Origin of the sequence: Methanofastidiosum sp. (genome assembly GCA_020854815.1) — an archaeon.
In the GTDB taxonomy this organism is placed as follows: domain Archaea; phylum Methanobacteriota_B; class Thermococci; order Methanofastidiosales; family Methanofastidiosaceae; genus Methanofastidiosum.
On record JAHKLW010000005.1, the window covers coordinates 1 to 13,617 of the forward strand.

Sequence of the window (13,617 nt, forward strand, 5' to 3'; positions counted from 1 at the left end):
CTTTTATTGATTGGGCTATGTTCCCGGTCATTAATACTGATTTGACAGCTTCAATTTCTTCTTCAGCAATAGATGGTTTTGCAATTGGTATCAGATTATCGCCCCAGAATTCCGTAGTCTTCTTTATTCAAATAGAAGGTAGTCTTGCATACTGTGCATTCCATTATAACTTTATCTTTTTCTTCACCAACTTTAACTGCTTTTCTGCCACACTTGCATACAAATCCATTGAGCTTTGCAGGGTTTCCAAATACGAGCCCATATGGCGGAACATTTTTTGTAACTACTGAACCCGATCCTACCATAGCATATTCGCCTATAATAGTTCCACATATTATAGTGGCATTGGCACCAATAGAAGCGCCTTTCTTAACAAGGGTCTTGACAAGCTCCCAGTTACTGTTGAAAGCTCGGGGGTACAAATCATTAGTAAATGTCATGTGTGGACCCAAAAAAACATCATCCTCAACTTCGACGCCGTGGTAAACAGAAACACCGTTTTGAATCTTAACATTGTTTCCAATCTTCACGTCAAAATCGATGTAAACACACTTGCTTATGATGCAATTCTCACCTATTTTTGCGCCTTCTCTTATCTGCGACTGATGCCAAATCTTGGTATTTTTACCAATAATTGCATCTTTTGAGATTTCAGCAGTTTCGTGAACAAAGTAATCAGACATAGAAAAATAGTATGTTAAAAAGAATTTAAAATTATCTGAAGACTACCTTGGTAAAACATACAATACTCCAGCTATGCCCGAAAGGATAGAGAACAGATAACACAATATTATAGCTTTTTTTTCTGTCATAGGGAAATAGTAAGGGAAGAACCATTTAACGGTCAGATTGTTTGGAACGTGGAGTGTCCCTTTCTCATCTATTTCTCCAAATTTAATGTGCGGGTACCTTCTAATTTTCCAATAGACAAACATTAGGAAGTTGATTATGTGCGGTATTAGTATTATTACACCAAAAATCTCCATGTTTTGGAATATAATAAATCCACCAAGCGAAGCCCCTATCATAAGCGTCCCAATATTTCCCAAAAAAATCTTGGAAGGATATTTATTGAAATACATGAAAGCTATCATGGCGCCAAGTATTGGAGCGACATAAATAAGTCCATTATAATCATATTTTATGAAAGACCCAATCGCCGAAAATGCCAAAAGTATTGTTGTAACTCCTCCTGAAACTCCATTAAATCCTGAGTGCATATTTACCAAGTTTGAAACGACCATAACATAAAGAGGAGCTATAATGTAAGAGAATAGTATCCCCAGTTCAATTTCAATGAATATAAGAGATAGGCTCGTATCAAGATTTAAGAGCGCTATTGGGAATGCTAAAAAGAAAGGAGCAATAAGTTTTATTTTTCTACCCACATCGACAAGATCGTCCACCAAACCAAAAATTGCGTAAATAAAGATAACAAAGTAGAATATCAAAAGTTCCTCAACTTGGGGAAAGATAATCTGAAGAATAATCAAAGAGGATAGAACACCCATTAAGATTGGAAGGCCTCCCATAGATGGAACAATCGGTTTATTGATTTTATAATAATCTTTTACAACATGCCCCTCCTCGATTAGTTTCTGGATGAATCTTGGTATTAGAAAAAAAGTGATTAAAAAACTGACAAGTATGGAAATAAAAAAAGTAAGGTATGGTTGCATAGTTGACGCCTTTATCTAAGTATCTTATATATTTTTACATACCCATTGTCATACACAAGATTATAATTTTGAAGGCCGCTTTCATAAACAATCAGCCTTGCAAATAGGGTATCTTTTATAGTATCGGGCATCATTATCGCATTTTGAGGAGTAATGTACATAATCTGAGTTATAGATGGGTAACTGTATTGAACATTCTCATATACGAAGTTTTGACCATTTTGATTTTCTATTACAAAGTTTGAAACTCCGTAACGTTGGTTATTCTGCTCTATGTAAGCGTATGCATTTGTATCGCTTGGTACAACAAAAAGCCTAGTTGTCCCACTTTCATATACATATGTAGTCGCATTATTCAAAGTAGTAGTACCTCGGAAGTAGAAATAAGCTGTTCTAAAGGTGTCCCTACCTATCACGCTGTTAAGCACACTAGTCTTGACTAGAAGACTCTGATCCACCAGAACATAGTTCATTCTAAAATTATTTCCTGTTGTCCTATATGCTTCCTGCTCCATTGCTACAATCTTCTGTATCCCTGTAGAATCTGTAGCTCCAAGGAACTCCCCAAATCCGCTTATCCAAGGGCCCATTCCACTTCTCATGCCATCTGATATTGTCCTTCTTCTACCAACTGTCTGTATCCAGTATCCATAATCCCACCAGTTACATACCACTTCTTCCTGTGGAGTATTCTCGCTTAGCCATATAAGGGCAGAAAGCCATCTGTCTTCAAGATGAGGAGATTGAGCAGTTCTATAAGGAATTGAGCCACCGTATCTGTCATCCAGAGGATTGTAAAGTGAAAGACCGCTGAATACTAATAGTGCTATTACTGTAATTGAAAGCGCTTTATCTTTTGAAAATTTATTTGTTAAGAATTCATAAATTCCCAGAAAGCCAAAAGCAGCCATAATTGCAAAGGTTATTCCTCCAAAAAATGAGTTTCTTAGCATCTGGTAAGACATGAATGTATTAAATAAAAATGCAGATAAAATAAAGAGGGTAGATTTGACATTTTTATGATGTATTACTTGATAAATACCGTATGCAAGGCCTATAATCGCCATTATGGGGAACAAATAGAATTTATCCAAAAAGTCAGAGAAAGTGCTTGCCTGCCCTTGGCCAGATATTCCGCTAATATCAATGCTTCTGAAGACATAGCCTAGTACATTGTAGTTTAGGCCAAATTCAGCTACTGCAAGTAAAACGGCGGAAAGAACAGCCATGAAAGCAATGTAGTATCTTCTATCTTTTGCAAAATAACTGGAGAAGTTTATGATTGATGCGAACCCTAATCCAAGCAAGGCGAGATAAATTCTTAATGATTCAAGTTTATAAGTGGGTATTAATAAATAAGCATAAAGTAGAGCGATAAGAGATACTCCAACAAGCACCCACATGTCAATATCCTTTAGGATTTTTCCCATGAGCGTAATATTCTTGACTTTAGTAGTTTCTTTGATGAACGGCTTAAAGAGAACATATACTGCAACTATTAATGGAATAAAGAAGAAATTCCCATATGTGTTTGCATATAAAATTAAAACTACAAGAGATATTGCTCCATAGATGATAATTTTATTCCTTTCTTTCTCTTTTAGTATTAAGATGGCCATCAGCATGAAGAGTATAAAGAACAAAGATCCAGCTGTGTCCTTCCACATCCCCCCTCCAGAGGTTCTGTATATGAATGCAGGCATTATTGCAAGGAAGAATGATGAAATCAACGCTACGTATCTATTTCCCCATGCCTTAAATGCGACAAAGTATATCAGTATTGCACCTATGACGCCAATAAATATCGGGAGATACATATGGATAGTCAGGAGATTAATACCTGTAAGCCTTGATATGGTAGAAGTCAGTATGGGCAATCCTTGAAGGTCTTCCCTAACGAAGTATCTGATAACTGTTGGAGCCATGGGGTCTATTTCAGGTAGCCCACCCAACAGGTAGTAAGAAGCTTCTCTTAGGAAAAAATAAGGATCATATCCCAATAATCTATTAAATCTTAGAGGCCACGATCTTAGATAATATCCAATAACTGCAGATAGAATAAGACCAATGATTACAATATAATTATCAAAATTAGTGATTCCTTTAAACGAAAAATTTTCTTTATTAATCGTTTTTTTAGCCTTTTTTCCTTTTCCCTTCACCATGATTATCTCCCTATCTATGGTTAGAAAAATAATTTAAATAATTAACTGAAAAAAAAATATAAAAATAAAAATTAATTTTTCCTTCTTCTGAAGTAGTAGTAGACTAAAGCGGCAGCACCTAAGACTCCGGGCACTTCAAATCCAGGAACTCCTTTGATCGGAGAGGTGGATTCTTGTTCAACTGTAACATATATCACATCTTGGTCTGTTGCCCCATTATTGTCTGTAACAACTAAAGTTACTTTGTAAATCCCTGGTGTTGCGTAAGAGTGAAGTGGCTCTTTCTCATTTGAATCCCTACTGTCTCCGAAATCCCAAGAATATTGAGTTATTGTTCCATCGGAGTCTGTTGATTTTGAAGCGTCAAAATGAACAGCTTCGCCAACTTTCACTTTTATATCGCTTCCAGCGTCTGCCTTTGGTGGTTTGTTTGTTGTGGCTGGAGGTGTTGGCGTAGTTGAGTCTTCTGTGATTATAGCAATTGCAGTATCGGTACTTGTGGCTCCACTGTTATCAGTAACAGTTAAAGATACAGTATATGTGCCAGGAGAAGAGTAGACATGACTTACAATTGACCCAGCAGAGCTTCTTCCATCTCCAAAGTCCCAAGCGTAACTTATTATAGTTCCGTCTGAATCGGTAGAACTAGATCCATTAAAACTGACAGACTGCCCAACTTTAGCAGTTTTGTTTGTACCTGCATTTGCCTGGGGAGGATTATTTGAAGGTGTTGGTGTGGGAGATGCTGCAACAGTCAATGTTTGAGTACGCTCATTGTTTGCTTCATTTTCTTCAGAGATTGTGTTGGCTGGATCTATAGTTGCTTTTACAGTTGTAGAACCTTCTGGAAGTATTAAGGTTGGAAAATTAACTGTGGCTGTTGAACCGGCGGGCATATTTACTGTTCCAGAACCATCAAATTTAGTAACTCCATCAAACCATATCTTTAACCCGACTTCCCCACTGAAATCTCCTGCCCCACTATTTGCAAGGGTTACAACGACTATATCGGAAGCGCCTTTCGCAATATTTGTGACTCTCAAGTCGGGTTTATTAGACGGACTAGAGTAGAAGTAAAGAAGAGTGGGATTATTGAATGTAATCCTGTCAACAGCACCATCGTTATCAGTTGGAGTTGTATACTCTATTCTAAACTGTAAATTTTTCTTCCCAGAAGCGACTGCATTCGCCAGTTCTGCTTTAACGTCCATCACATCAGATGGTGCTGAGCTACCAGACCATACAGTTGCTAATCTTGGCCCATTATAATCTGACACAGTCAAACTAGTTCCATAATCCACGTAGTATACTCTTAAGTTCCCAAGAGTGGCGAATGGATTGCCTAAAGTTATGGTATTATCAGTCAAGCCAAGTGTTGCTGAAGTGATAGTAGCACCAGCAGGTATGCTAGATATATCAAAGCTCAAAAAGCACTTAATTTGAAGATTTGCTACTTGATCTCCTGCCGTGTGTGTTCCACTCGGATAAAGGATTCCTGTACTTGTCATACTTCGACTAAGTGAAGCATCAGGTTGATGAAATAGAAGAGGAATTAAAGGAATAGGCTCTATAATAAAAGGTGCACTAGTTGATGTACTTAATAATCCTAGAAACAAAGTTGTTGCTAAGATTAAAGAAAAAATTTTTGTTTTGTTTTTCATAATTTCACCTATATTGTCCCCATAATACTAGAAAAAGGAGATATTTAAATCTTATTATAGATTAAATTATGATTTTAATTTCTTAGCTGCAGTCTTTAGAGCCAATAAAATACTTTTTTGCGGCATTATTGTAACTACTGGAATTGATACAACTTTTTCTACAATTGAACTTACTATAGGCGCACATACTAAAGCGCTTGCGCCGTCCCTTTCTGCCCTTATAGACTGAATGAAAACTTCCTCGATGCTGGTAGCAGAATATTCTTTTATTGAGAATTTATTTTCATTGTCTGAAACATAGCTTTCGTCAAGCATGTTAAGAACTGGTCGTGAAGCAATTAGGGCAATGAATTTAGTGCGTTGTTCCTCTTTCCCTTTTAAAACCTCATGAATCTTCCTTAGTGTTTTGAGATTTGGTTCTCTATCCCCAGAAAAGATTTTATATAGAGTTGGAAGAGGAATATCTGAAATTTCAGAAAAATTTTTGATACTACCAAAACTCTTGACTAAAAGAGCCTCCAACTCAACTTTAAATCTATCGTTAGGAAAAAATATAATTTCTTTCAATCTTTCTACTTCTTTATACCCCATCTTATCACCTTAATGTATATTATTAGTTCTAATATTTATACTTTTGGGTAAAATTTTTATACTATAATAGAAATATTTATAAAGTAAAATATTAATTATCATACAGGTGAATTAAATGAAAAAAATATTTGCTATAATTGCTTCTATATTGATTGCTTCAACATTATTCTTAGGATGTGTTGGGCAAGGAACAAATGATGATAAAAAAATAACTGAACTTAGAATAGGATACCAGCCAAGCACGCATCAGATTGCAGAAATGGTTGCAATGGAAAAGGGTTGGTGGCAAAATGACCTCAAGAAGTACGGAATTGAGAAGGTAACAGATTATGAATTCCCATCTGGCCCCCCTGAGATGCAAGCCATGCTAGGCGGACAGATTGATATTGCATATGTTGGTGCTACACCACCAATACCTGCAATTGATCAAGGTTTAGATGCCAAAATAGTTGCTGCTGCGCAAACTCAAGGTTCAGATATCGTAGTATGGCCAGAAAGCAACTATGCAGGGCCATCATTTTTAATTGGAAAAAAGATAGGCACATTTCCTCCTGGCTCAATACAAGATATGGTACTAAAGAAATGGTTACAAGACAATGGAGTAGATATATCTAAAGTTGACATAAAAGCCATGGGTCCCGGAGATGCCTCTATTGCATTAACTGCAAAACAAGTTGATGCAGTTTTCTTACCCCATCCTTCTCCAGCAGTACTAGAGATTGAAGGTAATGGAAAAAGCGTAGTGAAATCTGGAGAAATGTGGCCAGGTCATGCATGCTGTGTACTTTTAGTAAGCGGGAAACTAATCAGAGAAAACCCAGAGCTTGTAAAAGAGATAATAAACATTCACATCAAAGCTACCGAATATATAGCAGAAAATCCAGAAGAGTCTGCTGAAATTGCTTCACGAAAACTTGGACTAAGCAAAGAAACTATCCTATACTCTATAGAAAACTCGGATACAACATACAGTCATAATCCAAACGATATTATGGTCTATATGGAAGCATATGCAAAAGAACACTATGGCCTCGGATACACAAAAAAACTCCTTACTGTAAAAGATCTTATTGACACAAAGCTATACGATGAAGTCACTAAAAAATAAAGGATAAATATTTAAATTAATTTTTTATTTTTTATTCAAATGAAAGGGTACAACTATATTCTAGAAAAGTACAAACTTTATACAGTAATTTCTTTAGGTGTAGCATTTGCATTGTGGGAGTTTATAGCTGTTTTTATAGTTAATAATCCATTTTTATTACCAAGTTTCAGTCAAACTGTTACCTCCTTGTATAATTTAATTGCCAGCATGGAGATATTTACTGACTTAGTAATAAGTCTCTATCACTTTGCCATAGGCATGTTTTTTGGTATTGTGCTTGGCATACCCCTTGGAATGCTAATGGGGTGGTTCAAAAAAGTTGACAATTTTATGGATCCTCTAATCGAATTAGTAAGGCCAATACCCCCTCTTGCGTGGATACCTTTTGCAATAGTCTGGTTTGGGCTTACACATCAGTCTGCAGGATTTATTGTATTTGTTGGAACTTTTTTCCCAATACTGACAAATACATATTCTGGATTTAGCAGCGTGCCAAAAACTCTTGTTGAAGCTGCCATGGTTTTGGGATGTACAAAAAACAAGGATTTATTGAAATCCGTTGGTCTGCCTTCATCGTTTCCAGATATCGCAGTAGGTCTTAGAGTTGCTATGGGAATAGGTTGGATGTGTCTTGTTGCAGCTGAACTTTTTGGAGTCAGCAAAGAAGGCCTTGGGTATAAGATCTGGTGGTATTACTATCTTCACAGAATGGACAATGTGCTTTCGTATATGATAGCTTTGGGATTAATTGGGCTTGGAATTAACTGGGCATTTAGATATATAGTGGAGAAGAAGCTTCTCAAGTGGATGGAAGGGACTGTATATTAATTTCTTCCATTAATTCATCCAAAATCTCTTTCCTAAGCATTACGAATTCTATATTAGTTCTTTTTCTTCTTCTGGAAAGTGGGACCTTAAATTCTTTTTTAATCTTTGCAGGCCTTTTGGTCAAAACTAGTACTCTGTCTCCAAGATAAACAGCTTCGTCAACATTATGTGTAATAAAGATAATTGTCTTTTTTGTTTCTGTCCATATTCTTAATAATTCATCTTGAAGGATATTTCTTGTTTGCGCATCTAATGCCCCAAATGGTTCGTCCATCAACAAAACATCAGGGTCGTTTACTAGAGCTCTTGCTATCGCAACTCTTTGCTTCATTCCTCCTGATAGCTGATGGGGATAGCTATTCTCATATCCACTTAATCCAACCATTGAAATGAATTTTTTTGATAATTTTTCTCTCTCTTCAGGAGGCAGACCCTTATACTCTAGTCCAAATTCAACATTTTTCTGAACAGTCCTCCAAGGAAACAATGCAAATTCCTGAAAGACCATTCCTTTCTTTGAAGATGTAGATTCAACTTTTTTCCCATCTAGTAATACTTCACCTTTATCTGCATACTGCAGACCGGCTATAATCCTTAAAATAGTAGTTTTGCCACATCCTGAAGACCCAACTATGCAAAGAAACTCTCCGTCATTAACTTTAAAGCTAATGTTGTCAACTACAGGCAGAGGTTTTCCATCTTCAGACTTAGAAAAGCTCTTTGAAATATTATTTACCTCAACCTTAACCTTTTCCATAATCATTTTCATATAATACTACTTTTAAATTTTCCCATGATTTAATTTATAAATAAAAATACATCCAGATATCTATGAAAATAGTTGGGGTTTATGGTTTTAAGAAGTCTGGAAAAACAACAGTTGTAACTTCAATTATCAATGCCCTAGTAAAAAAAGGTTACTCCGTTTCCTCAGCAAAAAGCATCCATATAGAGGATTTCTCTCTAGAAAGGGAAGGAACAGACACATTCAAACATCATGCTTCCGGTGCAGATAGGGTCGGCTTAGTTTATCCAAAAGGCAAGGCAATACTATATTATGATCAAGATGATGAAGAAATTCTAAATAATTTTGAATCAGACTACCTTATTCTTGAAGGGTTTAGGGAGTATAAATGCCCAAAAATCCTCTGTGCTAGAGATGAAGAAGACATTATTAATGATTTAAGGGATGAAGTTTTTTGTATATCTGGCATAATCTCAAATGAGATATCCGAATACAAGGGGATGCCAGTAATTAACTATGAACAAGTTGAAAAAATAATAGAAATAATTGAGAATCTATAACTTCTCAATGCATTTTTCAAGAGTCTCTTTTGTTTTAAGGTATTCGGATAGAATCTTTTCTCCAAAAGGTGTTAACTCTGAATGCCCGCCACCTTTTCCCCCTCTTGTTTTAGAGATAATTTCCTGGCCAGAGCTTCTTTCAATTGCTCTTATTTTTCTCCAAGCATGTGCATATGAAATATTGTAATAGTTTGCAGCTTCTGAGATAGATTTTAACTCTTTTATTTTAAGCAAAAGATCTGCAGTGCCTTTTCCCAAAATATATCTCTTTTCCTTGTCTTCAAGCCACATTTTAAATTTAGGTATATGTTCCATAGTATCAATCAAAAAAATATCACATAGGCTATAATCATAAATGCTATTAGTATTATTGCAAGAATTATGCTGTCCCTTTGGCTTAGTTTTGCTTTTGGCACTCCATCAATGTCCCTATTTATTTCTTCTTCCATAATAATTACCATTTTTATTTGAAATTAAAAGTATATAACTTAAATGGTTTAGTTAATTGGATTAGTATTTGTTATAAATAGATTTTACAATGTATAAAAATGGTGTATCGACAACAGCGATTATCCATTTTACTATGTACTGACCTATAATTAATGAAATTAGAATGTTTGTGGGAGCTGTACCATAAAATGCTATTGTGATAAATATCACTGTGTCTACGAGCTGACTTATCATAGTTCCCGCATTATTCCTAAGCCAGAGGTACTTTGGATATTTATTTTTGAAGAAAATGAAGATTTTTACATCAAGATTTTGAGAAACTATATATGCAATCATTGACCCAAGAACGATTCTTGGTACTATCCCAAATATTGACTCAAATGCGGCCTGCCCCTGCCAAAACGGTGCTGGTTGCCATTGCACTGCTACCCAGATTGAAAGAACTAAAACGATGTTTGAGATAAATCCTATCAAGACTGCTTTGATCGCCTCTTTTTCAGAATAAAGTTCAGAAAGAAAGTCAGTCAGTAAAAATGTCGTAGAGTAAACTAAGACTGCAGCAGGGACTGTAAATGGCCCAAAAACGACTATTTTGGACGCAATTATATTAGCGACAACTGTAAAGCTTGCAAACATTCCGATAATGTATTCTACGCCATATCTCTTTGCAATAACTGCCGAGAAAGATCCAATCACAAGTGTCAAAAGCATCCAGACTATAATTTCAATCATAAGCGAGCCTTCTATTTTTTTTATATTAGTTGATTTAAAGATTTTTCACGTTGTCAGTTTTATTTAAAAATCCATAAGGAATCAAGAAAGGTACTCTCGTTGTATAATCTAGGTATCGCTCCCCGAATAAAGCTATCATCGCCTTTTCTTCTTCTTTAGACATGTAAATAACAAAGATTGTGATTAACAGGGCAAATTCAAAATATAATAAGTAAGGGCTTGCAATGATGAATCCCCACACAGCCAATAGCCATGAAAAATACAGAGGGTGTCTACAAATAGAGTATGCCCCATCATAGAAGAATACCTTTGGAGTATCCAATATACCAAAATATTGAGGTAGTCTATCAGCTTTTGATATTTGAAGTGTTACATAAAAAGATAACCACATAGCTATCAGAGGCGGGACTATTCCGATAAGACCTTTTATGGGGGTAAACAGTTCAGGTGTTATTTTTCTGTATAAAAATACAAGATACAAAGTAAGGCCCAAAAATAGGAGTGAGACGGGTATTCTTATCAAGGTGTATGAGGAAAGACTTAAATTAAATTTTGAGGTTAATGCTTTCTTAAAAAAGTCTTTTGCAGTGGCAGAATGCCATATGCTAAAAATCATGAAAACAAATAAAACTAGTACATATTCAATCATAAAATCACATTTAAAGTTAATTCAATTAAATTAAAAAGGTTTGCTTAGAAAATTAAAGAAAAAAATTAAAAATTAATATTTTATTTTGGTATTGCGCCAAAGAACTTGGTGTACCATGCTTCATACAAGAAGTAGTATAGTATCAAGGATACAAATAGTCCTATGAACCATGTCCACATTCCAGCTGCAGGTATTAAAAGAGGTAATCCCATGGAAACTACTATTCCAACGAACATTGAAACAGCACCGACCATGTTAACTCCATGAATCTTTGCGTACCCAAGGTACATCGAACCTAAGACACCAAGTAATAAGACTGCTGTTGTAATCCACGAGGGCCATCCTGTTCCGAGGATTAATCCCTTAGTTGAGAAGTATATGATCAAAGCTGCACAGATTGCTAAGATTACAGTCATTATTGGATTTGCAGTCTTCTTGAAATCGTAGTATCCGTCTTTCTTGTATATGTCGTCTAGCTTAATTGTTTGCTTTCTCACAAGCCAGAAATCAGCCACTACTACACCTGCTACTGGTCCAAGGAATGCTCCGTATCCTAATAACCATGTCCAAATGTATGCATTTGGATCTGCCAAGAATCTCCAAGGCTGCATTAGTATACCTACCAAGCTTATGATAATAGTTGTAACTTCCCAGTTTAGTTTCTTTGGATATACGTGCATTACGTCGTTAATTGGAGCGACCATGTTTGCTGCAATATTTGTTGTAAGTGTTGCTAATATGACGAATATCAATCCAACGTAGATGAAAAATACGCTTCCAGTTTTAATCATCAAGGCTACAGGATCCCAGATTGCGGTGCCGTATATAACGACGGTTGCTGATGTAACTGCTACTCCGATAAATGAGTATAAGGTCATTGTTGTTGGCATTCCAACTGATTGACCGATATACTGAACCTTCTGATTCTTAGCGAACCTTGTCAAGTCCGATATGTTAATAGCCAAAGTTGCCCAGTATGCCACCATTGCTGTTAAGAATGCTGGCCATATTGCAAAGGATGCTGTTGTTGGCTGGCTTAAAATCGGCCCCCAACCACCTGCGTTCGAATACCCCCACCAGAGTAAACCTAGTCCGATGAGTAGTAATACAGGTGCTGCAAGATCGTTTAACCATTTTACACCTGGTGCAGATTTACCGGGCGAAGAGTAGTAACAAATTGCAACTGTCATTATCCATGAGATCATAAAGGATATGACTGTGTGCGTATTTAGCCCGAAAAAGGGAACAGTTCCTGCCATTCCACCGTATCCTAGAGGGCTCAATTCGACTAATATACCATCAATTGCAAATGCCATAATCATTGTCTGGATTCCAAACCATCCTATAGCAACGATAGCCCTTAGCAAAGCTGGAATATTGGCTCCATAAATACCAAATGCACTTCTCAAGAAAACAGGAAACGGTATGCCGTACTTTGCTCCGGCGAAGGAGTTAAGAACCATTGGAATCAATACTATAATTTGACCTAGAGCGATAGTACCAACTACGACTGCCCAGTTGAATCCAGCGTCAACCATACTTGCACCTAGCATCCATGTTGGAACACATACTGACATTCCTACCCATATAGCAATGTACTCGTAGTATCCCCACGTTCTTTTTGCAAAGGGAACTGGTGCTAAGTCTTTGTTGTAAAACTGAGAATCAGGCATTGCTTCAGTAAGTTCGAATCTACCGTCCATTTCTCTAACAATAGACTTTGCCATCTTTTTACCTCCATTTTTTTGCCGAACTTATTGTCGACGTATTATTAAGTATTCCGATATTTAAAAATGTTTTGGTAGATTATTAGTTTAAATGAAATATAATTGGATAAGTGTGTAATAAAATAGCCAATAATCGAAAAACCTTTCAAATTATGTTGAAAATGTAATTTCAATGAAATATATCAGGATAAGATTACTTAGACTATTGTTGAAATCTAGAAAAATTTATAAAACTAGGAATATACAATAAATTGTGGCATCGACAATATTAATTAATTTGATTTTTACTGTAATAATATCTGTAATGGCTTACTTAAAATATCTAAGAGCAAAGAAAGACATTTACAAATACTTTGCAATAGGTTTTGCACTTTTTTCAATTCCTTCTCTCATGAGTGTATTTAGAATTTTGTTTTATGGAAGGAGTGAAATAGATCTGATAATCAACATCATAGGATACATTGCAATTATCTATGGATTAATGAATAGATAAAAAATTTTTAGAAAAAATTTGGTAGCGGGGAGTGGATTTGAACCACTGGCCTGCGGGTTATGAGCCCGCCGGGCACTCCTAGCTGCCCTACCCCGCTAGAATAAACATAAGCGGACCCGGAGGGATTCGAACCCTCGATCTACGGCTTAGAAGGCCGTCGCCTTATCCGCTGGGCTACGGGTCCCGGTGCCTTAGATTATAGTGTAATCTTTGTTGGCTACTTATAAAT

At 36.1% G+C, this 13,617-nt stretch carries 14 protein-coding genes and 2 tRNA genes; 4 read left to right on the forward strand and 12 right to left on the reverse strand.

Features of this window, described 5'->3' with window-relative positions:
- Window positions 1-95: 95 nt before the first annotated feature.
- From KO464_00565 to KO464_00585, 5 genes are all read right to left on the reverse strand, one after another.
- On the reverse strand, window positions 96-683 hold the full coding sequence (locus KO464_00565) for an N-acetyltransferase (GenBank protein MCC7571867.1): 588 nt from the start codon (window positions 681-683) through the stop codon (window positions 96-98).
- Between the two features lie 42 nt (window positions 684-725).
- On the reverse strand, window positions 726-1,679 hold the full coding sequence (locus KO464_00570; protein MCC7571868.1) for a UDP-N-acetylglucosamine-1-phosphate transferase: 954 nt from the start codon (window positions 1,677-1,679) through the stop codon (window positions 726-728).
- An 11-nt stretch (window positions 1,680-1,690) separates the two neighbouring features.
- The gene (locus KO464_00575; protein ID MCC7571869.1) at window positions 1,691-3,844 is read right to left on the reverse strand and encodes a hypothetical protein; all 2,154 of its coding nucleotides are present in this window, start codon (window positions 3,842-3,844) and stop codon (window positions 1,691-1,693) included.
- A gap of 71 nt (window positions 3,845-3,915) precedes the next feature.
- On the reverse strand, window positions 3,916-5,505 hold the full coding sequence (locus KO464_00580; GenBank protein ID MCC7571870.1) for a PKD domain-containing protein: 1,590 nt from the start codon (window positions 5,503-5,505) through the stop codon (window positions 3,916-3,918).
- Window positions 5,506-5,571: 66 nt separating this feature from the next.
- Window positions 5,572-6,096 (reverse strand): helix-turn-helix domain-containing protein, encoded by a 525-nt coding sequence (locus KO464_00585; protein MCC7571871.1) that lies wholly within the window; start codon window positions 6,094-6,096, stop codon window positions 5,572-5,574.
- 115 nt (window positions 6,097-6,211) lie between these two features.
- Between KO464_00585 and KO464_00590 the strand changes: the two genes are divergently transcribed.
- Complete coding sequence (locus KO464_00590) at window positions 6,212-7,204, forward strand: ABC transporter substrate-binding protein (protein MCC7571872.1); 993 nt, start codon at window positions 6,212-6,214, stop codon at window positions 7,202-7,204.
- A gap of 39 nt (window positions 7,205-7,243) precedes the next feature.
- The gene (locus KO464_00595) at window positions 7,244-8,032 is read left to right on the forward strand and encodes an ABC transporter permease (GenBank protein MCC7571873.1); all 789 of its coding nucleotides are present in this window, start codon (window positions 7,244-7,246) and stop codon (window positions 8,030-8,032) included.
- Here KO464_00595 and KO464_00600 read toward each other — a convergent pair.
- Window positions 8,004-8,789 (reverse strand): ABC transporter ATP-binding protein, encoded by a 786-nt coding sequence (locus KO464_00600; protein ID MCC7571874.1) that lies wholly within the window; start codon window positions 8,787-8,789, stop codon window positions 8,004-8,006. The genes KO464_00595 and KO464_00600 overlap by 29 nt on opposite strands.
- Before the next feature lie 74 nt (window positions 8,790-8,863).
- Here KO464_00600 and mobB point away from each other — a divergent pair, with 74 nt between their 5' ends.
- Complete coding sequence (mobB, locus tag KO464_00605; GenBank protein ID MCC7571875.1) at window positions 8,864-9,337, forward strand: molybdopterin-guanine dinucleotide biosynthesis protein B; 474 nt, start codon at window positions 8,864-8,866, stop codon at window positions 9,335-9,337.
- Here the strand turns inward: mobB and KO464_00610 are convergent.
- From KO464_00610 to KO464_00625, 4 genes are all read right to left on the reverse strand, one after another.
- Window positions 9,332-9,664, reverse strand: a complete 333-nt coding sequence (locus tag KO464_00610) for a LysR family transcriptional regulator (protein ID MCC7571876.1) — start codon at window positions 9,662-9,664, stop codon at window positions 9,332-9,334. The genes mobB and KO464_00610 overlap by 6 nt on opposite strands.
- Before the next feature lie 183 nt (window positions 9,665-9,847).
- Window positions 9,848-10,519 carry a queuosine precursor transporter gene (locus KO464_00615; GenBank protein ID MCC7571877.1) on the reverse strand — a complete coding sequence of 224 codons (672 nt, stop codon included), beginning with the start codon at window positions 10,517-10,519 and terminating at the stop codon, window positions 9,848-9,850.
- 34 nt (window positions 10,520-10,553) lie between these two features.
- The gene (locus KO464_00620) at window positions 10,554-11,168 is read right to left on the reverse strand and encodes a hypothetical protein (protein MCC7571878.1); all 615 of its coding nucleotides are present in this window, start codon (window positions 11,166-11,168) and stop codon (window positions 10,554-10,556) included.
- 80 nt (window positions 11,169-11,248) lie between these two features.
- Window positions 11,249-12,895 carry a cytosine permease gene (locus tag KO464_00625; GenBank protein MCC7571879.1) on the reverse strand — a complete coding sequence of 549 codons (1,647 nt, stop codon included), beginning with the start codon at window positions 12,893-12,895 and terminating at the stop codon, window positions 11,249-11,251.
- A gap of 253 nt (window positions 12,896-13,148) precedes the next feature.
- Between KO464_00625 and KO464_00630 the strand changes: the two genes are divergently transcribed.
- A complete protein-coding gene (locus KO464_00630; GenBank protein ID MCC7571880.1) occupies window positions 13,149-13,388 on the forward strand; it encodes a hypothetical protein in 240 nt (79 codons plus the stop codon).
- Window positions 13,389-13,407: 19 nt separating this feature from the next.
- On the opposite strand, the gene KO464_00635 is transcribed toward KO464_00630, so the two are convergent.
- Together KO464_00635 and KO464_00640 are read right to left on the reverse strand one after the other, a co-directional pair.
- A tRNA-Met gene (locus KO464_00635) sits at window positions 13,408-13,485 on the reverse strand.
- Window positions 13,486-13,499: 14 nt separating this feature from the next.
- Window positions 13,500-13,572: transfer RNA gene (locus KO464_00640), tRNA-Arg, on the reverse strand.
- Window positions 13,573-13,617: the final 45 nt, after the last annotated feature.

What these genes read in the sequence shown, in the direction of transcription:
- KO464_00575 (MCC7571869.1), bottom strand. Translation starts at nt 3,844, where the DNA reads ATGGTGAAGGGAAAAGGAAAAAAGGCTAAAAAAACGATTAATAAAGAA.
- KO464_00620 (MCC7571878.1), bottom strand. Translation starts at nt 11,168, where the DNA reads ATGATTGAATATGTACTAGTTTTATTTGTTTTCATGATTTTTAGCATA.
- KO464_00595 (MCC7571873.1), top strand. Translation starts at nt 7,244, where the DNA reads ATGAAAGGGTACAACTATATTCTAGAAAAGTACAAACTTTATACAGTA.
- KO464_00585 (MCC7571871.1), bottom strand. Translation starts at nt 6,096, where the DNA reads ATGGGGTATAAAGAAGTAGAAAGATTGAAAGAAATTATATTTTTTCCT.
- KO464_00570 (MCC7571868.1), bottom strand. Translation starts at nt 1,679, where the DNA reads ATGCAACCATACCTTACTTTTTTTATTTCCATACTTGTCAGTTTTTTA.
- KO464_00580 (MCC7571870.1), bottom strand. Translation starts at nt 5,505, where the DNA reads ATGAAAAACAAAACAAAAATTTTTTCTTTAATCTTAGCAACAACTTTG.
- KO464_00565 (MCC7571867.1), bottom strand. Translation starts at nt 683, where the DNA reads ATGTCTGATTACTTTGTTCACGAAACTGCTGAAATCTCAAAAGATGCA.
- KO464_00590 (MCC7571872.1), top strand. Translation starts at nt 6,212, where the DNA reads ATGAAAAAAATATTTGCTATAATTGCTTCTATATTGATTGCTTCAACA.
- mobB (MCC7571875.1), top strand. Translation starts at nt 8,864, where the DNA reads ATGAAAATAGTTGGGGTTTATGGTTTTAAGAAGTCTGGAAAAACAACA.
- KO464_00600 (MCC7571874.1), bottom strand. Translation starts at nt 8,789, where the DNA reads ATGGAAAAGGTTAAGGTTGAGGTAAATAATATTTCAAAGAGCTTTTCT.
- KO464_00615 (MCC7571877.1), bottom strand. Translation starts at nt 10,519, where the DNA reads ATGATTGAAATTATAGTCTGGATGCTTTTGACACTTGTGATTGGATCT.
- KO464_00625 (MCC7571879.1), bottom strand. Translation starts at nt 12,895, where the DNA reads ATGGCAAAGTCTATTGTTAGAGAAATGGACGGTAGATTCGAACTTACT.